General features: G+C 47.2%; 15 protein-coding genes and 1 tRNA gene. 3 read left to right on the top strand and 13 right to left on the bottom strand.

The genetic code is table 11. The features are described from left to right. Window positions 1-9: 9 nt before the first annotated feature. The 7 genes from ACTHQF_RS05480 to ACTHQF_RS05450 all read right to left on the bottom strand — a co-directional run bounded on the left by ACTHQF_RS05480 (window position 10) and on the right by ACTHQF_RS05450 (window position 5905). A complete protein-coding gene (locus ACTHQF_RS05480) occupies window positions 10-714 on the bottom strand; it encodes a peptidoglycan DD-metalloendopeptidase family protein (protein WP_440428906.1) in 705 nt (234 codons plus the stop codon). After that, window positions 704-1087, bottom strand: a complete 384-nt coding sequence (gene rbfA, locus ACTHQF_RS05475; protein ID WP_440428905.1) for a 30S ribosome-binding factor RbfA — start codon at window positions 1085-1087, stop codon at window positions 704-706. Before rbfA ends, ACTHQF_RS05480 begins: the two co-directional genes overlap by 11 nt. An 11-nt stretch (window positions 1088-1098) precedes the next feature. Further along, the gene (hflX, locus tag ACTHQF_RS05470; RefSeq protein ID WP_440428904.1) at window positions 1099-2295 is read right to left on the bottom strand and encodes a GTPase HflX; all 1197 of its coding nucleotides are present in this window, start codon (window positions 2293-2295) and stop codon (window positions 1099-1101) included. A gap of 23 nt (window positions 2296-2318) precedes the next feature. Continuing rightward, the gene (gene trpC / locus ACTHQF_RS05465; RefSeq protein ID WP_440428903.1) at window positions 2319-3110 is read right to left on the bottom strand and encodes an indole-3-glycerol phosphate synthase TrpC; all 792 of its coding nucleotides are present in this window, start codon (window positions 3108-3110) and stop codon (window positions 2319-2321) included. Window position 3111: 1 nt separating this feature from the next. Further along, the gene (locus tag ACTHQF_RS05460) at window positions 3112-3684 is read right to left on the bottom strand and encodes an anthranilate synthase component II (protein WP_440428902.1); all 573 of its coding nucleotides are present in this window, start codon (window positions 3682-3684) and stop codon (window positions 3112-3114) included. A gap of 10 nt (window positions 3685-3694) precedes the next feature. Continuing rightward, a complete protein-coding gene (locus ACTHQF_RS05455) occupies window positions 3695-5098 on the bottom strand; it encodes an anthranilate synthase component I family protein (RefSeq protein ID WP_440428901.1) in 1404 nt (467 codons plus the stop codon). Between the two features lie 363 nt (window positions 5099-5461). After that, complete coding sequence (locus ACTHQF_RS05450; RefSeq protein ID WP_440428900.1) at window positions 5462-5905, bottom strand: cytochrome B; 444 nt, start codon at window positions 5903-5905, stop codon at window positions 5462-5464. A gap of 593 nt (window positions 5906-6498) precedes the next feature. On the opposite strand from ACTHQF_RS05450, the gene ACTHQF_RS05445 reads away from it, so the two are divergent. Beyond that, window positions 6499-9519: an amidohydrolase family protein gene (locus ACTHQF_RS05445; protein ID WP_440428899.1), complete on the top strand. Its 3021-nt coding sequence runs from the start codon at window positions 6499-6501 to the stop codon at window positions 9517-9519. Next, on the top strand, window positions 9512-10819 hold the full coding sequence (locus tag ACTHQF_RS05440; RefSeq protein WP_440428898.1) for an amidohydrolase family protein: 1308 nt from the start codon (window positions 9512-9514) through the stop codon (window positions 10817-10819). Before ACTHQF_RS05445 ends, ACTHQF_RS05440 begins: the two co-directional genes overlap by 8 nt. A gap of 71 nt (window positions 10820-10890) precedes the next feature. On the opposite strand, the gene ACTHQF_RS05435 is transcribed toward ACTHQF_RS05440, so the two are convergent. Continuing rightward, window positions 10891-10997, bottom strand: a tRNA-Asp gene (locus tag ACTHQF_RS05435). A gap of 157 nt (window positions 10998-11154) precedes the next feature. Between ACTHQF_RS05435 and ACTHQF_RS05430 the strand changes: the two genes are divergently transcribed. Next, window positions 11155-11631 carry an Lrp/AsnC ligand binding domain-containing protein gene (locus tag ACTHQF_RS05430; RefSeq protein ID WP_440428897.1) on the top strand — a complete coding sequence of 159 codons (477 nt, stop codon included), beginning with the start codon at window positions 11155-11157 and terminating at the stop codon, window positions 11629-11631. On the opposite strand, the gene ACTHQF_RS05425 is transcribed toward ACTHQF_RS05430, so the two are convergent. The 5 genes from ACTHQF_RS05425 to ACTHQF_RS05405 form a co-directional block, all read right to left on the bottom strand. Further along, the gene (locus tag ACTHQF_RS05425) at window positions 11632-13971 is read right to left on the bottom strand and encodes a Tex family protein (protein ID WP_440428895.1); all 2340 of its coding nucleotides are present in this window, start codon (window positions 13969-13971) and stop codon (window positions 11632-11634) included. Window positions 13972-14044: 73 nt separating this feature from the next. Beyond that, a complete protein-coding gene (locus tag ACTHQF_RS05420; RefSeq protein ID WP_440428894.1) occupies window positions 14045-15031 on the bottom strand; it encodes a pyruvate dehydrogenase complex E1 component subunit beta in 987 nt (328 codons plus the stop codon). A 72-nt stretch (window positions 15032-15103) separates the two neighbouring features. After that, a complete protein-coding gene (locus tag ACTHQF_RS05415; protein ID WP_440428893.1) occupies window positions 15104-15454 on the bottom strand; it encodes a bleomycin resistance protein in 351 nt (116 codons plus the stop codon). A 10-nt stretch (window positions 15455-15464) separates the two neighbouring features. After that, complete coding sequence (locus ACTHQF_RS05410; protein WP_440428891.1) at window positions 15465-18368, bottom strand: PD-(D/E)XK nuclease family protein; 2904 nt, start codon at window positions 18366-18368, stop codon at window positions 15465-15467. Continuing rightward, on the bottom strand, window positions 18365-21586 hold the full coding sequence (locus tag ACTHQF_RS05405) for a UvrD-helicase domain-containing protein (RefSeq protein WP_440428890.1): 3222 nt from the start codon (window positions 21584-21586) through the stop codon (window positions 18365-18367). Before ACTHQF_RS05405 ends, ACTHQF_RS05410 begins: the two co-directional genes overlap by 4 nt. Window positions 21587-21619: the final 33 nt, after the last annotated feature.

The following is a 21619-nucleotide window of genomic DNA, read 5'->3' as shown; positions in this document are numbered from 1 at the left end:
TTGTTAGGATTAGCTTGCTGCAAGTCCAAAGGTATCTTTTAGTATCAGTTTTGGATCAGGACAATTCTCTAAGTATTGATCGGCTCTGGAATACTGGCAAACACCCGGATAATCGCCTGCATTGCCCTGCATATCCATAATGAGTTGGAAATGCAGATGGGGCGGCCAATATCCGTTCTCCTCTGGAATGCCAAAAGCTGCAAATTCTTTGCCAGAGGGGATCTTTTGCCCTTCTCTGAGGCCAGCTAGGGAATTAAGACTTAAATGGCCGTATAAGGCATGAAAAACCAACCCTTCCAGGTTATATTTCAGGATAATAGTGGCGCCATAATCCCCAAAGTGGTCATTGAATTTGAAGCTATGTACCTCAGCGTCGTAAAAATTGTAAACGGGTGTCCCCGCAGGGCCCCAGATATCAGTTCCCAGGTGTAAGCGCCGGGGTTCTTCTGCCCCATCGAAATAACTGCTTCTAGAATAGATGCTGCGGTGTTCATTGTAGCCACCAATGCCGTACCGGCAGTGATGATCTGCCAGCTCCTGACTAATCCATTTACTGAATATGGTCGTGTCGCTGATGATCTCTTCGGTAAGGCTGCTGTTATTGCTGGTAAGATCAAACTGGAATAGCTGATCGGTATTTGGCTCGAAAGGAACCACTGGATGAAAATGAAGGCCCTTGTTTCCAAGGGCCTCAAATTTTTGTTTAGGCGTCATCTTCTGCGCTTTCGTTTTCTTTACGTTCTTTAGCAATTTTATCGAAGATCTTGTCCATGTGCTCGGTGTACTCGTTGGTATCATCTACGAAGAACGTAAGGCTTGGTACTACACGTGCCTGATGGCGGATGCGTGAACCCAGCTTATAGCGGATCTCTCCGGCATGTGAGTTTACGGTATTAACCGATAAAGTTGTGTTGCTTGTATTTAAAAAGCTTAAGTAGACCTTAGCTACAGCCAGGTCTGGGGATACCCTTACTTTCGTTATGGTAACCAGTGTATTGGGAAGGTAGGCTGCGCCTTCCTTCTGGAAAACAGCGGCAAGCTCTTCCTGTAGAAGGCCTGCAAACTTCTGTTGACGTTTACTTTCCATATTTGTGTGTGTTAAAACAACAGCTTGTCATACGGATAGCGCTGGGTATGAAGCCCCTTCACCATATCGTACAGCAACTGTCTAAATTCTTCTAAATTCTCTTTGTGCAGCGCGGAAATGAACAGCGCAGGCGCATTATGCTGTGCCATCCAGCTGTTTTTAAACTCGGCCAAGGTTAGTGTTACCTTTTCATCTTCATGATGCTCTTCACGGGCTTCCGGACTTACATACGCATCGATCTTGTTAAAGACCATGATCGTCGGCTTATCTCTGGCACCCAGATCTTTCAGGGTTTCGTTTACTACGTTGATCTGATCTTCAAAGTTGGGGTGTGAAACATCCACGACATGGATCAGAATATCTGCCTCCCGAACCTCGTCGAGTGTAGATTTAAAACATTCTACCAGGTGGTGAGGCAATTTGCGAATGAATCCTACCGTATCCGAAAGCAGGAATGGCAGGTTTTCGATCACGACTTTCCTTACCGTGGTATCCAGCGTTGCGAACAACTTATTCTCTGCAAATACTTCTGACTTGGCCAGCATGTTCATGATGGTCGACTTACCCACGTTGGTATAACCGACCAGTGCTACACGGATGAGCTGCACCCGGTTTTTACGTTGAGTTTCGTTTTGCCTGTCGATATGTTTAAGCCTGTCTTTGAGCAGGGAGATCTTGTCCAGGATCATCCTTCTATCGCTCTCGATCTGGGTCTCCCCCGGACCACGCATACCGATACCACCCTTTTGACGTTCCAAGTGGGTCCATAAACGGGTTAGTCTTGGCAGCAAATACTGCAGCTGTGCAAGCTCTACCTGTGTTTTCGCCTGGGCAGTTTGTGCACGCCCGGCGAAGATATCAAGTATTAAATTGCTTCGATCGAGTATCTTTACTTGTAGTTCACGTTCTATATTTCTGAGCTGTGAAGGCGATAATTCGTCGTCAAAAACAACCATATCGATCTCCTCAGACTGCACATAACCTTTGATTTCCTCCAGCTTTCCGGTACCTACGAAGGTTGCACGGTCGGGCTTAAGCATTTTTTGAGTGAATACCGTCTCCACTGCGCCTCCTGCAGTATCTACAAGAAAAGCCAGCTCATCGAGATATTCCTTAGTTTCTTCTGGCTTTTCGCCAGGTCTGATGACTCCCACAAGAACCGCGCGTTCCTGCTTGAGTGCTGTGTCATAAAACTTTTGTTTTCCCATTGTTATCGCTAAAGGTACAAAAGTTATACCGATCTCAATTCACTGACAAAGCGCTGCATAGCGGCTGCTGGATCGTCGGTTTTCATGAAATTTTCGCCGATCAGGAAGCCGTTGAAACCTGCCTGCTTCAGCTCCGCGATAATCGCAGGATCGCTGATCGCACTTTCCGAGATCTTCATTACCTCATCAGGGATCTCCTTAACCAGGTTAAAGGAGTTTTGGATGTCTACACTGAAGTCGCCCAGGTTCCGGTTGTTCACGCCAATCGCATCGATGTTATCAGCCATGCTGCGCTGCAACTCTTCCCTGCTGTGCACCTCCAGCAAAACGTTCATGCCGAGGCTTTTGGCCTGCCGGGCGAAGCTGCTGACCTGCTCCGGTGTCAGGATGGCGGCAATGAGTAAAATGATGTCGGCACCCATGGCTTTTGATTCGATGATCTGGTATTCATCAATGATGAAGTCCTTCCTAAGCACGGGAATTTCGTTGTTCTCCCTTGCCACGGCAAGATCGGCATAGCTGCCGCCGAAGAAATCCTGGTCAGTTAACACCGACAGTGCGGAGGCACCTGCAGCAGCATAACCTTTGGTTACCTCGGCTACCGATACGTTTCCGTTGATGAGTCCTTTGGAGGGTGAGCTTCGCTTGAATTCTGCAATAATACCGGTACGTTCAGGGTTTAACAGGAACTCCCTGAAAGAATATGGAGTTCTGCTGAAATAGCTGGAAGCTTCAAGCGTATTGACTGGCTTATTGCTTTTCGCCTGTGCAACTTCTTCTTTTTTGCGGATTACGATTTTGTCTAATATGTTCATCTTATGCCTCTAACCAGTTTATCATCATCTGTTTACCATGTTCTGTTAACACGCTTTCCGGGTGAAATTGTACGCCTCTCACGTCATAATCCTTATGCCTTAAGGCCATGATCTGATCATTGGCATCCTTGGCGGTTACAGTTAAACATTCCGGTAAGTCTTCGTTGCTGACCACCCAGGAGTGGTAACGACCAACCTTAAAGTGCTCTGGCAGGTCTTTAAAGGTCAACTCGCCTTGATCTTTAACGTCGATGGTGGTTGCAATGCCGTGCATTGGGCGGCCCAGGTTAAACAGCGTACCACCAAAAGCCTCTGCAATGGCCTGCTGACCTAAACAGACGCCAAAGATACTCTTTGTTGGCGCATAAGTTCTGATGACCTCTAGCAGTAAACCTGCTTCTTCAGGAATACCTGGGCCTGGCGACAGCAGGATCTTATCGAACCGATCCACGTCTTCTATATTGAATTTATCATTCCTCCAGACTTCCGCCTCATGACCAGCTTCATTGATCAGGTGAACCAGGTTGTAGGTAAAGGAGTCGTAGTTGTCGATGATTAAGACTTTCTTTTTCATGGGGTATGTTTTAAATATCGTTAGCCATTTCCATTGCTTTGCGCAATGCAGCAATCTTGTTGTTCACTTCGTTCAGTTCATTTACCGGTACGGAATCGGCAACAATGCCTGCCCCTGCGCGGTAGTGTAAATGGTTGTTCTTGCTCATGAAGGTACGGATCATGATGGCATGGTTGAACTCCTCATTGAAGCCCATATAGCCAATTGCTCCGCCGTAGAAGTTCCTGGCCAGCCCTTCGTATTCGTCCAGCAGCTCCAGTGCGCGGTATTTCGGTGCGCCGCTGAGCGTGCCTGCCGGAAAGGTATCTGCCACCACCTTGATGGCGGTAGCATCCTGCTGCAGGGTACCGCTAACTTTGGATACCAGGTGGATCAGGTGCGAGTAATACTGGATCTCCTTGAAGGACTTAACTTCCACGTTCTTGCAGTGCCTGCTCAGGTCGTTCCTGGCCAGATCGACCAGCATGACGTGCTCTGCACTTTCTTTAGGATCTTCTTCGAGCTGTTTGGCAAGGATGGCATCTTCCTCATCGTTGCCGGTCCGTTTAAAGGTACCTGCAATCGGGAAGATGTTTGCTGTGTTGTTCTTGATGGTGATCTGCGCTTCAGGCGAGGAACCAAAAAGCTTGAAGCTGCCATAATCGAAGTAGAACAGGTATGGCGATGGGTTAATGGAACGCAGGCAGCGGTAAACATTGAATTCATCTCCACTGAAACCCTGCTTATAGGACCTTGAGGGTACGATCTGGAAGACATCTCCCCTTAGGATGTGCGTTTTAAGCTTTTCAACGATAGCGATGAATTCCTCATCTTTCAGGTTAGAGCTTTCTTCGCCCTGCGTATTGAATTTATATTCCGGGAAGTTCTTGTTCTGAATCAGGTAGGCTATTCTGTCCAGCCCCGACGCTTCTTCTCCCTGGAAGGTGTTTTCGAATAAGGTTACCTGATTGCGGAAGTGATCTACTGCAATGATGTAGCGATAGATGTGGTACTGCATTTCCGGGATAGCATCGTCTGCGGGTGTTTGTGCTTTGAAAGTGATGTCTTCAAAGTACGGAATGGCTTTCCAGGTGAAGTAGCCGAACAGGCCATTAGAAACATATCGTTTATCGGGCAGCTCGCTGGTCTGGAAGGCAGACTTGAACACCTCGATCTCTTTGGTAAGATCAAAGGATTCCATGGTTTCGCTGCTCCCATCAGGGAAGTATTTGCGGAGTACCTGATTTTTTACGGTAATGCCGGCAACCGGATCTGCGCAGACATAGCTGACTGCATTTTCACGGCTGTGGTAATCGGAACTTTCCAACAGAATCGTATTTGGAAATACGTCTCTTAAGCGGAGATAAATGCTCACCGGCGTGGCGGTGTCGGCCAGCTTTTTAAGGAAAGATGTTTTAATGTCGAACGTTTTCATCTGTTTAATTTAGTTTGTTGATAGCGACCATGATCTTAAGATTGCTTTGGAGAGGTCTGAAATTCATGTTTGCTGGTATGTCGGTTGTGAATGTCTAAAATGCAAAAAACCCGGCGTGGTATACGCCGGGTTTTCAAATGTGTTTTTAGGTTTAGGTTGAAAAACTAAATGTTACACAAAGCTACGACGATACCCTTTTCAGAATAACCACGCCACTGCCAGCTTTTAACATTGTTTTTCATCTCTTAATTTCGTTTTAACGGTTATGATTCACTTATAATCAACCTTTGTAGGAGACTATAACGCATTCATGGTTTGCAAAATTATAAATTAAACTTAAAAACACTTATTTCTTGAGCATTTTTATGAAATCCCGAATAAAGATCTTGAAGCATCATTCTTCACCATTAAGAATATGGCTACTGTAATGATCAGTAATGCAAAACCAAAGAATACAAAGATGTTTTTGTGTTTAGCAACGGCATCTACGGCCTTTTTAGATTTTGCATTTCCAACGGTGATCAGGATGATGGCAATGATCATCATGGCGATATGTTCCATCTTCCAGTAACGATTAGAAGCCACAGAACTATCCAATTTGTACCAGTCGTTCATGAAATACAGCAACAAGCCTAATATCAGTTGAATGTGTGAACTGATCAATGCAAATACAGCAAGTTTTCTGTTGCCTTCTGTAAATGCTTTTTTACCTGTGAAGCCGGATACTGCTGTAACAAATGCGGCTAACAATAATAAGATAACAACGTATCTCCAGCCTGAGTGTGCACTCCTTAAAATTTCATACATATGGATAGAATTATTTTTTCAAACATAAATAAAAGCAACATACAAAGAGAATGCCTGTTTGAGAATTTTTAAGGCATTTGTTTTCAGTAGCGGTTATGTTATGCTTTGAGCTTGGGTATTGAGCGGCTTTTGCCTCTTGGACTTTCTTGCTACAAGCTAAGCGAGGAGACCTTGCGAACTTGCTGCAGAGGAGGGTTCGAGTTGCTATATACGAACCTTGCGAATCGCTACAGAGGAAGGTTGCAAGTTGCTGCATAGGAACCTTGCGAGTTGCTGTATATGAACATTGGACAGTCGCTGTTTGCAGACAGAAGAGCTTCTGACTTTAGTTAACGAACACATTAGGGCTTGAAATCGCTTATACAATGATCGGAGATATACCTTAGCGATACATCTCAGCAGTATTTTCGAATGCATACTGCGCTTTCGAGGCCCCAAATCCACCCACATGATGCCAATAAGACTGGGCTTCCGGGCAATTTCTGCGAAAACAGCGGCAGGATCTAAAAAACCCCATAAAAAACAGGGTAAAAAACGTGTTATATATACATTTACTGCATTATAAATGATAGTTTTAGAAAAACTATAATCAAATGAAGAAAATTTTACTTACGCTAACGTTGGTATTTTCTGCTTCAGTGTTATTTGCGCAGCAAACTTATCCGGTTAATGGTACATTCGACAACCGCCCGGGACAGTTTGCTTTCACAAATGCGAACATTGTTGTTAATGCCAACAAAACGATCAGCAACGGAACCCTGCTGGTCAAAGGTCAGACCATCGAGGCGGTGGGCTCGGGAACCACAGTCCCAAAGGGCTATGTGGTGATCGACCTGAAAGGCAAGTACATCTATCCATCTCTGATTGATGCATTCAGCAGCTATGGCGTGGCAGAACCTGCACGTGCAACTGGTGGCTTTGGTGGCAGGCAGTCGATCTTTGTATCCACCAAAAAAGGCGCTTACAACTGGAACGAAGCCATCCGTCCGGAAACAGAAGTAAGAGGCATCTTCGGCAATGACGACAAAAAAGCGGAAGAACTGCGTAAGGTGGGCTTCGGTGCCGTAAACGTCGTGAACCGTGATGGTATTGTGAGAGGTACCTCGGCAGCAGTGACCTTGAGTACGGAGCGTGAGAATCAGAATATCATTAAAGGTGAAACGGCTGCGAATTTCTCTTTCAGCAAAGGGACTTCAAAGAACGACTATCCAACCTCCCTGATGGGTGCCATCGCTTTGCTTCGTCAGACCTACTACGACGGACAATGGTACGCTAAACAAAAAGAAGAATACAACATCTCGCTTGATGCGTTCAATAAACAGCAAACGTTACCGCAGATCTTTGAGGTGGACGGCTGGCAGAATATCCTGCGTGCAGACAAGATCGGCAAGGAATTCGGCAAACAGTACATCTTCAAATCTACCGGTGACGAGTATCAGCGTATCCCAGCAGTCAAAGCAACGGGTGCAAGCCTGATCATCCCTTTAACCTTCACCAAGGCTTTTGATGTGGAAGATCCTGCAGAAGCACGCAACATCACTTTGGCGCAGATGAAGGATTGGGAAATTTCACCAACAAACCCGGCAGCACTGGAGAAAGCAGGCATCCGCTTTGCGATCACCGCAACTGGTCTGGAGCAGGTTAGAGATTTCTGGACCAACCTTAGGACAGCAATCGAAAACGGTCTTACGGAGAAACAGGCTTTATTGTCTACAACAGAGATCCCTGCTGCCATGCTGGGTATTGATGACAAAGTGGGGACCCTGGACAAGGGTAAACTGGCGAACTTCCTGATTACCTCCGACAAGCTATTCAGCAACAGCAATATCGTGTTCGAAAACTGGGTACAGGGTAAACGCTTTGTGGTAAACAAGATAAACACGGCAGATCTTCGTGGCACTTACACCTTGAACATCGAGGGACAATCGCCAATGGTACTAAAGATCTCTGGTACAGGTAGCGGCAATTCGGCTACGGTACAGCGTTCAGCAACGGACAGCGCAAAGGTGACCTCCAGCCTCAACCGTAATGGCGACTGGGTAAGCATGAGCTTCAGCCTTAAAAATCCAGCCACTGACGTACGTTTAAGCGGCTATGTGACTAGCGAAAATCCATTAACCTTCAAAGGCGAAGCAGTTTCGGGTGGCAAGGAAGGTCGCTGGACAGCAACCTTTACATCGGCAAACACCGAACAACCTAAAAAAGAAAGCCCGAAACAACAGGCAGAGAACGGTCCTTTGATCTATCCATTCACCAGCTTTGGTGTAACGGCAGCACCTGCTCAGGAGTCGGTATTGCTTAAAAACGCTACGGTATGGACCAATGAGAAAGAGGGCATCCTGCAGAATGCAGATGTTTTGCTTGAAAACGGCAAGATCAAAGCGGTAGGTAAAGGCCTTTCGGCCGGTGCTGCAAAGGTTATTGATGCCACTGGAAAACACATCACTCCGGGTATCATCGACGAACACTCTCACATTGCCATCACTGGTGGCGTGAATGAGGGTGCACAATCCAACTCTGCGGAAGTTCGTGTTGCCGATGTAGTGAACTCGGAAGACGTAAACATCTACCGTCAGCTGGCAGGTGGGGTAACCACCTCGCACTTGTTGCACGGCTCTGCTAATCCAATCGGCGGACAAAGTCAGCTGATCAAACTACGCTGGGGTAAGAACTCCGAGGAACTTAAGTTCGGAGGCAATGATGGTTTCATTAAGTTCGCTTTGGGTGAGAACGTGAAGCAAAGTAATTTCGGCACAGGCATGCGTTTCCCGGTAACCCGCATGGGCGTGGAGCAGGTGTTTGTGGATGACTTTACCCGTGCTAAAGAATACAAAAAAGCATTGGCAGTGAAAGGTAGCAATGCCCGCAGAGACCTTGAATTGGATGCTTTGGTGGAGATCCTGGACAACAAACGCTTCATTACCTGCCACTCTTATGTGCAATCAGAGATCAACATGTTAATGCATGTGGCAGATAGCTTAGGCTTTAAAATTAACACCTTTACCCACATCCTGGAGGGCTACAAAGTGGCCGACAAGATGAAGGCCCATGGTATTGCCGCATCGACCTTCTCCGATTGGTGGGCTTACAAGATGGAAGTTGCAGAAGCGATACCTTACAACGGTGCGATCATGCACAACGTAGGTATTACGACGGCCTTCAACTCGGATGATGCGGAGATGGCGAGAAGGTTAAACCAGGAAGCTGGTAAATCTGTGCTCTATGGCGGCGTGCCTGAAGAGGAAGCCTTGAAGCTGGTAACCTTAAATCCAGCTCGCATGATGCACATCGACAACCGTGTTGGTAGCTTAAAGGCTGGCAAAGACGCCGATGTGGTGATCTGGTCTGCAAATCCACTTACCATCTATGCTAAAGCAGAGAAAACCTTCGTAGACGGTGTCGCTTACTGGGACATCGAGCGTGATGCGAAAGTACGTGCCGATCAGCAGGCAGAGAAAGCAAGGATCATTAAGAAAATGTTAGACAGCAAAAACAAAGGCGGCAGAACGCAACGCGCGGCAGCACCGGCACAACGCATCTACAACTGCGAGACAATGGAAGAAGATTATGCTGCTGAATTCAATACTTTAGAAAGGAGCCACTCACATGAATAAATATATTTTAGCCGCAGCATTAAGCGTCTTTAGTGTTACAAGTTTTGTCAGCACAACAAGTTTTGCGCAGGCGAACATCTCTCCGGCACCGAAACAAAGCCAGGCTATCGCCATTACAGGTGCCACGATCCATATTGGCAATGGCAGCGTAATCGAGAATGGCACGCTGGTATTTGATAAAGGCAAGATCATTTCCGTATCCGCAGGAGGCACCGCACAGTCTGGTTCAACGGAGATCAAAGCCAATGGCAAGCACGTTTATCCGGGTTTCATTGCACCGATCACCAACCTGGGCTTAACGGAGTTCGAGTCCGTGAAAGCTACACTGGATTTTAACGAGATAGGCAACCTGAACCCTCATGTCCGCTCTTTGGTAGCGTACAACACGGATTCGAAGGTTCCGGCAACCCTACGCTCCAACGGGGTCTTGATGGCGCAGATTACCCCGCAAGGTGGTACTATTGCTGGCAGTTCCTCTGTCGTGCAGCTGGATGCCTGGAACTGGGAAGATGCAGCACTGCGTACCGATGACGCTATTCACCTGAACTGGCCGGTAATCCCACGCAGCCGCTTTGGTCGTATGGCCATGTCAGAAGAAGCCATGCGTGAGCGCCGCGATGCCGCGCTGAGCGAACTGGAGTCTTTCTTCGCGGAAGCAAAGGCCTACTCGGAAAGCAAACCTGCAGTAACCAATCCTCGTCTGGCAGCCATGAAGCGCGTATTTGAGGGCTCAGAACGGCTGTTCATTACGGCAGATAGTCAGAAGGATATCGTGGCTGCAGTGAACTTCGCCAAGAAGCACAAGATCACACCGGTGATTGTAGGCGGCGATGAAGCACATCTGATCACGGACTTCTTGAAAGAGAACAACATTACCGTGGTGGTTAAACAACCGCATGCTTTGCCGAATTCAGTGGACGACGATGTGAATATGCCTTATAAAAACGGCGCAATCCTGGCCAATGCAGGCATTCCGATCGTGATTAGCATTGATGGCTACTGGCAACAACGTAACCTGCCATTTATGGCCGGCACTGTTGCTGCATGGGGCTTGGATAAGGAAAAAGCACTACAAGCCATCACGTTGAACACAGCAAAGGTCTTAGGTATCGACAAAACTGCCGGAAGTCTGGAGGTTGGTAAAGATGCGACCTTGTTCATCTCTTCAGGTGATGCCCTGAACATGACCACCATCAACGTAGAAAATGCATTTATCCAAGGCAGAAATATCTCCTTAGATAACCTGCATAAGCAATTGAACAAGAAGTTCAGCGAGAAATATGGCCTGAAAACAAATTAATCAGGCACAAAGCAAAAGAGCGACCCGGATCGGGTCGCTCTTTTTGGTTAACTAATATTCATAAAAAACAGCTGTTGGGGAAGGAGTCGAACCTTCAAGGAGTAGTTAGCCCTTACGGGTTTCCAGATTCTCCGCCACCGAGACAAGGAGGTGTGTTTGCCAGTTCCACCACCCAACAGGATAAGAGCAAGTTTTCAAAAGAACGTTTATTTTTTCCGTCTTGCTTGATACAAATGTAACAACACTTCCATTATGTTGCAAATATTATAATGATTTATTTTTATTATTACAATTTTAATAATTACATTAGCTTTATGCAATTAATCTCTTAAACGATGCTAAAAAAAGAAAGCCAAAATTTAGAAATTGATAATCTAGACATTGAGATCCTCAAACAGCTCATGCAGGATGCTACGAAACCTTACACGGAAATTGCTAAGGATCTGATCGTTTCAGGGGGAACGATACACGTTAGAATGAAAAAACTCCATGAAATGGGCATCATCAGGGGCTCACACCTGATCATTGACCCACAAAAAGCGGGTTACGACATTTGCGCCTTTCTGGGCATCTACCTGGAAAAGGGTATTCAGTATAAAGATGCGGTAAATCAGCTGAGCAAGATCAAGGAAGTGGTCGAGTTACATTATACCACTGGTGCTTACAGCATGTTCGCGAAGATCATTTGCCGGGATACTTCCCACCTCAGACATGTGTTAAACGAAGAGATCCAGGCCGTGGAAGGTATCCAACGTACCGAAACCCTCATATCCCTCGAGGAAAGTATCCGCAGACAAATAGAGCTGGGGTAATTATTTTTTAAACAGGTCCTTCAAGGCTGCAAGTTTCATCTGCAAATCGCCATCGGCTTCCTTTGCTTTTGTCCCTGCAGCTTTCGCAGGCGCTGTTTTTGGATTTGCTTTTCCTGCCGGGCGCTTAGATCCTGCAACCGGTGTTGAGGACTTCGATGAACCACCTTTTGGGCTGCTCTGCGTTTTATCTCTGCCGCTCTTTGCAGCACCAGCTTGCCCGGTACGCATAGACAACGAAATACGCTTACGTGCAACGTCTACTTCGGTTACCGTAACTTCAACACGCTGGCTCACCTTAACCACATCGTTCGGGTTGGCTACAAAGCGGTCTGCAAGCTGACTGGTATGTACCAAACCATCCTGATGCACGCCAATGTCGACGAAAGCACCGAAATTGGTGATGTTGGTGACAATACCGGGCAGCTTCATGCCAATCTTCAGGTCGCTGATCTCATTCACCCCTTCAGTGAAAGCAAAAGCTTCAAACTGCTCCCTTGGATCACGGCCAGGCTTAGCGAGTTCTTTTAAAATATCATTTAAGGTTGGTAGCCCAATCTCATCGTTCAGGTACTGCTGGGGCTTGATTTGCTTCTGCAGTTCAGGGTCTTTCATCAGCTGCGCTACGCTGCAGTTCAGGTCTCTGGCCATCTTGTTCACCAAAGGGTAACGTTCCGGGTGCACGCCACTGGCATCCAGCGCATGTTCCGCGTTGCGGATCCTTAAGAAGCCCGCAGCCTGTTCAAAGGCCTTATCGCCCAGGCGGGGCACCTTTTTAAGGCTCTCGCGGTTTTTAAACGCACCATGTTCATTGCGGTAAGAAACGATGTTCTGTGCCAACTGTGGACCTAGTCCTGAAACATAAGACAACACCTGCTTGGAGGCCGTATTAAGCTCCACACCTACAGCATTCACGCAGCTGATCACAGTATCATCCAGCGACTGCTGCAGCTTCTGCTGATCCACATCATGCTGGTACTGCCCCACGCCAATCGACTTCGGGTCAATCTTCACCAGCTCTGCCAATGGATCCATCAAACGGCGGCCAATGGACACAGCACCTCTTACGGTGATGTCCTGCGTCGGGAACTCCTCTCTTGCAACTTCTGAAGCGGAGTAGATGGAGGCTCCATTTTCATTCACCATGACTACAAGCACGTTTTCCAGGCTCAAGCCACGCACAAACGCTTCGGTTTCGCGGCCTGCAGTACCATTACCAATAGCAATCGCTTCAATGTTGTGCTTTACACACAGGTCTTTCAGCGTAGCAGCTGCTTTAGCCACGTTGCCCTGACCAGTATGCGGATATATCGTTGTGTTTTCTAGCAGCTTGCCCTGTTCATCCAGGCACACCACCTTACAGCCTGTTCTGAATCCAGGGTCAATAGCCAATACCCGCTTTTGCCCCATAGGTGCAGCAAGCAAGAGCTGTCTGGCGTTTTCCGCGAATACGCGGATAGCTTCTTCATCTGCATGCTCCTTAGAGAAGTTGCGGATCTCAGTTTCCATCGCAGGGCCAAGCAGTCGCTTGTATGAGTCTGCAATTGCCAGCTTCACCTGTTGCGCCGCCGGGCCCTTACCCTTCAGAAACTGCCTTTCCAGAATGCTGATCGCGCCATCCTCAGGCGGCATAATGTCGAGCTTCAAAAAGCCCTCCTGCGCACCACGACGAATCGCCAGCACACGGTGCGAAGGTGCCAATTTCAGAGGCTCCTCCCAGTCGAAATAGTCCTTATATTTGATGCCTTCCTCTTCCTTGCCTTTTACCACAGTAGATTTAAAGGTCGCTTTCTGTTTAAAGTATTCGCGCATGGCCGTTCTGGTCTCTGCATGCTCATTGATGATCTCAGCGATGATATCCCTTGCACCTGCCAAAGCCCCTTCCGCGTTGTTTACACCAAGTTCTGCATTGATAAACTTTGCTGCTTCCATATCCGGATTCAGTTGCTGCTGCTCCAGGATGGTTAAAGCCAGAGGCTCCAGTCCTTTCTTACGCGCTTCAGAAGCCCGGGTTTTACGTTTAGGCTTATATGGAAGATAAAGATCCTCGATCTCCGTAATCGTAAGCGCTGCATTGATCTGCTGTTTCAATTCTGGGCTCAGCTTGTCCAGCGCCGTGAGTGCTTTCAGGATCGCCTCGCGACGTTTATCCAGTTCACGCAGCTGCTGGAACCTGTCGCGGATACCCGCCACCTGAACCTCATCCAGACTGCCCGTCATCTCTTTCCGGTAACGTGAAATAAAAGGAACGGTAGCACCCTCATCTAAAAGGGTAATGGTTGCATTAACCTGTTGCGGCTTCAGTCCAAGCTCCGCAGCAATGATGTTTGAATGTTGACTCATGTCGATTTGTGAAAACAAAAAAATCCCGCAGCTCTTCGCCAACGGGATTTTTTATCTTAGTTCTTTAAGAATACTATTTGTTAATGTACATAACTTCTTTAACTGCTTTGATCACACGCTCTGCGTTAGGCAAGCTTGCAGCAATTAAAGTCGGCGCATATGGAAGCGGTACGTCAGCGCAAGTGATACGCAATACCGGAGCATCCAAATGATCAAAAGCATTTTTCTGAACATTGAACGCGATCTCAGAAGAGATAGACGCTAATGGCCATGCTTCTTCAACAATTACCAATCTGTTGGTTTTCTTAACAGAGTTGATGATGGTTGCATAGTCGATCGGACGAACCGTACGTAAGTCGATCACCTCTACATTGATGCCTTCTTTGGTCAATTCCTCAACTGCAGGATTCACCGCACGGCTTAACATTTTACCGAAAGTAACGATGGTTACGTCAGTACCTTCCTTTACCACGTTCGCTTTACCGATCTCCAGGTAATACTCTTCCTCAGGAACTGCACCTTTATCACCGTACATCACTTCAGACTCCATGAAGATCACTGGATCCGGATCAAGGATGGCTTGTTTTAACAATCCTTTTGCGTCATATGGTGTAGATGGAACAACAACCTTTAATCCAGGAGTGTTCGCATACCAGTTTTCAAAGTTTTGGGAGTGCTGTGCACCCAATTGACCAGCGTTACCAGTCGGGCCACGGAAAACAATTGGAATGGAGAACTGACCACCACTCATGGAAAGCATCTTCGCAGCACTGTTAATGATCTGATCGATCGCTACAAGAGAAAAGTTGAAGGTCATAAACTCAATAACCGGAATCAATCCATTCATTGCAGCACCAATGCCAATACCGGTAAAACCTAGCTCAGCAATCGGCGTGTCGATAACACGTTTATCACCAAACTCATCAAGCATACCTTGACTAACTTTATAAGCACCGTTATATTGCGCAACCTCTTCTCCCATAAGGAAAATGTTTTCGTTCTTACGCATCTCTTCGCTTAAGGCTTCACGCAAGGCTTCTCTAAACTGAATTTCTCTCATTGTTTATTCAAGTATTAACTGGCGCAAATATAACTATTGTAACTTAATTATAAAGTAGTGTTTTAATTACAATTACAGGCGGTTATCCTGCCCGAAATGGATGATATTACCATTGTTATCCAGTATCGAGAACTGCCGCATACCCCATGGCATATCATCTAAACGCCCATTCGGATGTACCACACCTTGCGCATCGTATTCCGCAAAAAGCGCATCCACTTCCATTACCCGAATGTAACAACCGGTGGCTTTAGGCACTTCCGGGTCCGTTGTTGCCCAAAGGTGAATGAAGATCTCGTCTTTCGAAAAGATCAGATAACCATCCCATTGTGACTCCAGTTTGAAGCCAAGTTTACCTGTGTAGAAGTCGATGGTCTGCGTTGCGTCCAGCGATGCAAGAATGGGGATTGCTGTTTGTAACATGACTGTATTTTTACATACCACATAGCGTGGTATAAGGTGAATAAGTGAAACTTTCTTCGTTTGTAGTCGGTGTAAAAGGTATCTCGTCATTGAACAGCTCTCCGAGTTTATCCTGCAGCAAGGCGATAAACTGCTGCTTTATGGCTTCAAGCCTTTCACCTTCCAGCGGCATCTTCGCTTTACCTTCCATAAACAACGCGCCTTCCGTACGTAAGTTACGGATGCTATATAAATGTGGTTCTACATTCGCATGGCGATTAGCCTGCTCAAAAACATGCGTATAGAACAGCGTCTGGATCAATGCCTTATTCTGCTTTTTACCATTCGTTTCAAACACATCTTCAAGGGTATTGAAGCGCAGGTCATCACTGCCTGTTTTATAATCCACAATGCGGATCATGCCGTCTTTCTCGTCTATGCGGTCAATAATGCCATGCAGACGGATGGTTTTCTCTTCTCCTTTCACCTTAAACTTAAAGCTGATCTCGTCCTTTTTCTCCAGCCCAAGCAGGCGGAACGGCGCATGCGCTTCATCCTGATCCAGCACAATGTTGGCGTAAGCCGCAACAATCGCCAGCACCACCTTCTGCATGCCATTATGTTCAACCTGATGCTGATCATCATTGAAAACAATCTTCGCATAAGCCCGTTCACACAACCTGGCCAGCTCTTTCCGCTTGTCGCTGATCCGTTCTTTGGTCATCATGGCATCCGTTTTAAGCAGATCCCGGTAAAAGGTTTCCAGCACCCAGTGCAGCATCAAACCGATCACATTAGCTTCCACATTTTCCACCACGTCTTTTGGTTCTTCAATCTTGGCAACATAACGATAAAAGAACTGCAGCGGACAAGTCACGTAGGTGGTCAATGCACTTGCCGACAACCGGTTTTCACCAGTTAAATATCTATTTAAAAGCCCCATAACTTCAGGGTCTTTCTTGATCATCACTGGAACCTTGTTTTCTGTGGCAACTTCCTGCTGATGAATGAAGTAGTTGAACTGATAGCCACTCTCATATTCCAGCTGCCGCAAGAACCTGCTCGGCTCACCAGTGTTGCTTTCATCCGTTTGCACGTTATACACTAGGCTGATCTTTTCCGCCCTTTGCAGCAGTCGATAGAACATGTACGCAGATATGGCATCCAGGTTCTCAATGACCGGTAAACCATGTGCACGGCGGATGCTGTCTGGAATGAAGCTCGTCGCAATGCTGGTCTGCGGCAGAATGCCTTCGTTTACCCCAAGCACATAGATGTGCTCGAAGTCCAGGTTCCTGCTTTCCAGCAAACCCATCACCTGGATGCCCTCGAGTGGTTCCCCGCTTAATGGTACCGAGATGCCCTGAACTGCTTTCTGGATCAGCGATAGCACAAACTGCAGCGAGAATCCCGCTCTGGAGATCTGCAGGTGTTCGGTTAAGGTATCATGAAGTCTGTTCAGCTCCTTTAAGGTAGCAATAAACAGGTCTGCTTCGGTCTGTTTCAAGGTCTTCTGTGCCAGTTGCAGCTCCAGTATATATTTTATCACCGCTTGAAAAGCCAGTGTAGCATCTTCTACCCGCTTCACCGGATTAAAGAACAGTGCCAGCAAACCCTTCTGACCAATTAACCTGGAAACCGGCACTTCCACCAGCTGCTCCAGAATCAGCTTATCCATGATCTTGTTCCTGCTGCGTTCAGAAGCGCCAGTCAGCGGATGGGAAAGGAAAGCTTCCACTTCCTTGAAGTTCACCGTATCCTTTTTCCCCTCGATCATCTGTGCCTGCACACAAAGCCAGAGATCCGCCAAGCCATATACCGAAGAGGCGGCAAGCGGATAACCCATGGTTACATTCAGGTCCACCTTATGGTTCTTCTGCCCATCATGGTACTGTGTAGGAATGGTTTGCAGCACCGGTAGTAACAACGTTTCATCCGCCAGGATCAAGGCCACTTGTCCGGCATGCTGCGCATCCTGCAACAGCGGATAGTCCTGCTGCAGGGTCTCATGCAGCACTTTAGCTTCCGCAGCATGACCCTGTGTTTGATAAACGTTCACTATCTTATTTGTCGCCTTTAAAAAAGAGCGCTCCTGGGTAAAAGCATTTAACAAGCCATTTCGCTCCAGGTTCTTCCGAAGGAACAAACCCGCTTCCTGCGACTTATCCTTCATGTAGTAGGTATCCGTATCGAAGTAAAACACTGCTTTACCTTGCTCCTGCAATCTCCTGAATACTACAGCTTCCGCCTGACTTAACGCATTAAAACCGACAAACACCAGTTTACCGGCAGCAAAAGCGTCGGTAAACTCGGGCTTTGCGGGTCGGCCTTCCGCCAGCTGACGGTACACCTGCCCGATGGTGATCATACCTTTCTCCCGAAGTTCGGCATGGAACTCCTCGTAAAGCGTCGGCATTCTGCGCCACATACGGATAAACTGTTCCTGCTGTTTTTTCTGTTTACCTTCCGAATACGAGCTCCAGAAGCTCCGAAGAAATTCCTGCTGCTCCAAGGTCAGGTAATCAAACTGCAGGTCGATCTCTGCGATATCCTCCAACTCCTGGAAAAGCTTCACTGCATCCACCAGATCATTGTCTATCTGCGCAAAATCACTCAAGATGATCCGGGCAATAGGATAAAAGTTAGCAGGTTCCATCGGGTGCCCACCTTCTGCAATCACCAGCCTGTTGTACACCTTAAAAAGAGTAAAAAACTGTGTAAATGCATCTGCTAGATTTAAACCTGCAGATAAGGCAAAGAATTCCTGTATGGTATAAAAGGCGGGGCTCCAGAAAGGCTTCTGAATAATATCTGCCAGGTGTTTCTGCAGATAAGCAACCGGACGTTTATTGTTAAACACGATTGCTGAATGCTGTAGTTGGTCGCCCAGTTCCGATACCAAATGTTCCGCTACTTCTTTTAAAAAGGCCTTCATACTTGCTTTAATTTCCCGGTTACGGCGTAAAACAAATAGGTTTGCACGTTTTTATACCCCATATCCAACAGCAGATCGCGGTAATGCGTCACCTGTTCAATATGTTTATCACTCTGCTCCATGGTAAATTTATAATCGATGATCATCAGGCCTTTTTCATTGATGAGCACCCGGTCTGGCCGGTAACTCTTGCCCTGACGATCAATAATGGTCTGTTCTGTTAAACTTTGTGTGCTGTTCGCCAGCAATTGCTGCAGCTCCTGATTTTTCAATACCGCTTTGGCTTGCACCTTCAGCTGCGGCAGCTCTTCTGCCTTAAAGTTCCCTGCGGCAAGCATACTGCCGAGTACAGCATCCAGTTCTTCCGCTGTATTTGCATTCGCCAGCACATCATGCAGGATACTTCCCGTACGGCCCGCCGTGTTACCGGTTAGCAGATCGAAATCCCGGCGTTTTAGATCTGCATCAAACACCTGGCTCAGCCGGTCGGATGTCGGGTAAACCTTCAGGTTGATGGCAGGTTTCAGTACCTCCCCTTCGTCTTTGGAATCCACCACCTCATCCAGTACATAACTGCCTTCTGCTGAAAGATCAAATTCCAGCACCTTGATCAGCAGATCACCGATGTTTGTGATGGAATCCGTTTTCTTTCCCATGGTGCTGATGTATAGGTATTCTTTACTGCGCGTGGTTGCCACATAAAGCATATTCAATGCATCCATGTTATTGAAAAGCAACTCTTCAAAGTACGGCTTAGCCACACTTGAATTACCCAGTTCTTTATTATACTTCAGCGGAATGCTTTGTAAATGGTGGTATGGCGTACCTTCAGCTGGCACCCAAAAGATGCTGTTGGTTTTACCATTGATATCCCAGTTGCAAAATGGCAGCAACACGGCTTTAAAGGCCAGGCCTTTTGCTTTGTGTATGGTTACCACCTGTACCGCATCAGCGTTTTCCGAAGACGGCAGGGTCTTCCTTGCCCCTTCCTCATTCCAGTATCTCAGGAAGGCAGTTATGCCGCGTTCCCCCTGTCGGGTGAAGTTCCCGCAAAGGTCCCTGAAAGCGAACAGATATGGCAGATGCCCCTCCAACTGATCAAGGCCATAGGCGCGCATGATGCGTTCGATCAGCTCTGGTAAAGGCTGCTGTATCCAGCTTTGCCAATTCAGACATAAGTCGGCCGGCAATACGGCCGTAAGCTGATCCAGCGTCTTAAACTTCAAGGCGAAATAATGTGAGGTCTCTACCTGGCGACCTTGCAGCCGGGCATAAAGACTAATACAGTTTGCTTTGTACAAGCCCGTATTGGAAGGCAGGCCAGCAAGCACGTTCAGCGTGTTCAGCAGCAGCTTGATGGAACTGTTATTTGCCAGCAGCAATGCTTCCCCGGAAATTACAGGGATACCATTTTCCAGCAAGGCCTTTACTGCAGCTACCGCCTCAGCATTCTTCCGCACCAGCACACAGATATCGCGAAGTTTGTACTGCCTTTCTTCCAGCAACAGCTTTACTTCTGCCAGCATCTGGCTGATGGCCTCTGTCGTATAATTGTTCTTCGTCACCGGATTACCCAGTGCATCATTTTTAATCACCTGGAACTTTATGGTTCCTCCTTTTAAGGTTCTCGGCGTAAGCTTCTGCGCAGCGCCAGCATATACATCGGTAACAATGCGGTCAAAGCCCTGTTGTTGCCACCAATCCGGCAGGTCCACATTCCCCTCCTGACAATCTATGGTATTGTTTAGCTGTCTTTGCAGCACCTCCGGCAGGTCCTTAAACAACCTGTTGTTGAAGTTGATGATGTTCTCCGTGCTTCGGTAGTTCTCTTCCAGACTGTCGTCCATAACATTATGTGCACCAAGCTCCAATTTCGCCTGCTGGTGCAGGATGTTCCAGTCGCCATTACGCCAGCGGTAAATGGATTGTTTGGTATCCCCGACAATCAGGTGGTCAATCAGCGTGTTGCTTGGTGAAGCAATCGCGTTACTCAAGAGCGATTTAAAACTGCCCCACTGATTAGATGAAGTGTCCTGAAATTCATCGAACAAGAAGTTTTTATACCGCCCGCCCATCTTCTCCCAGATAAAGGATGGATTATCGCCAGCATCATCGGTAATGCCTTTAAGCAGGTTTTGTGCATCGCTGATCAACAGGTTTTTGCTTTCATCACGATAGCTTTTCAGCAAAGCCGCCATCTCCTGCATGAGTCTTAGGTAGTACAGGTTTTTATTAAAGCTTTGCGCCAGCACATATTCGGCCAACCCAGCTGAGTAATGCTCCTGCAGCTGCTTCAATAAAGGGTTCAGTTGGTCATACAACTCATGGCTCAGCCCTTTCTGAAACCATTGTTCCGGGTCGTCGATCAGTTTTCCGAGGTTACTCACCTTGCTAAAATCCCCTTCTGCGACACGCTTCAGGTTAAACAGCGGAGAACGTGACTTGCCCTTAAGCATGTTCGTATCCACATCCAGTACATTGAAAAGCTCCCATCCGTCTTTAGCAAGCCGCAACAGGGACTCTTCAAACTGCCGGATGTTCTCGCGGGTGAGGGTTTGATAATCCTTAAACAGTTCATCCAGATCAACGACTTCAGAAAGCGAATCAATAGCCTGTTCAAAGGGCTGGTAACGCTCTTTGAAGATCTCGCTACTGAGATCCAGCAACTCCCTCCGATAGTTCCAACTCGTATTATTGTTTATGCGTTCTAGTGCCAGATCAATGATCCATTGCAGTAATTGTGGCTGCGTATCTAATGCCTTGTCCAGCCTGTCGGCAAGCTCATTTTTTACCTTATCATAGTTCATTTCCAGCGCGTAGCCAGAATCCAGTCCAAGCTCAAAAGCGAAACCGCGGATCACCTTCTGTACGAAGCCGTCAATGGTGCTTACCGAAAAGCGGCTGTAATCATGCAGAATCTTGCGGTAGATGATATCGGCGCTTTCACGAAGACTATGGGGATTTAAGTTTGGATGCGCTTTCAGCACCAATTCCCGGTAAGCTTGAATCTTACCGGAATGATCACCGGTTGCCAGCCCTTGTAGCACCTCCAGTATCCTGGTCTTCATCTCCTCGGTAGCCTTGTTGGTGAACGTCACAGCTAGGATTTCGCGGTATTTCGTTTCAGCGCTGAAGAGTAAGGTAAGATAATGTACCGTCAGGCTAAAGGTCTTGCCAGACCCGGCCGAAGCCTGAAGTATTTTTATGGGTTGAAGCATATGCAAAGAAAAACCTAAATTATGGAATATAAG

This window comes from Pedobacter sp. SAFR-022, assembly GCF_051965375.1.
Classification (GTDB): Bacteria; Bacteroidota; Bacteroidia; order Sphingobacteriales; family Sphingobacteriaceae; genus Pedobacter.
Note: the sequence above shows the minus strand (reverse complement) of the source record. Positions and strands in the feature narration are given on the sequence as shown.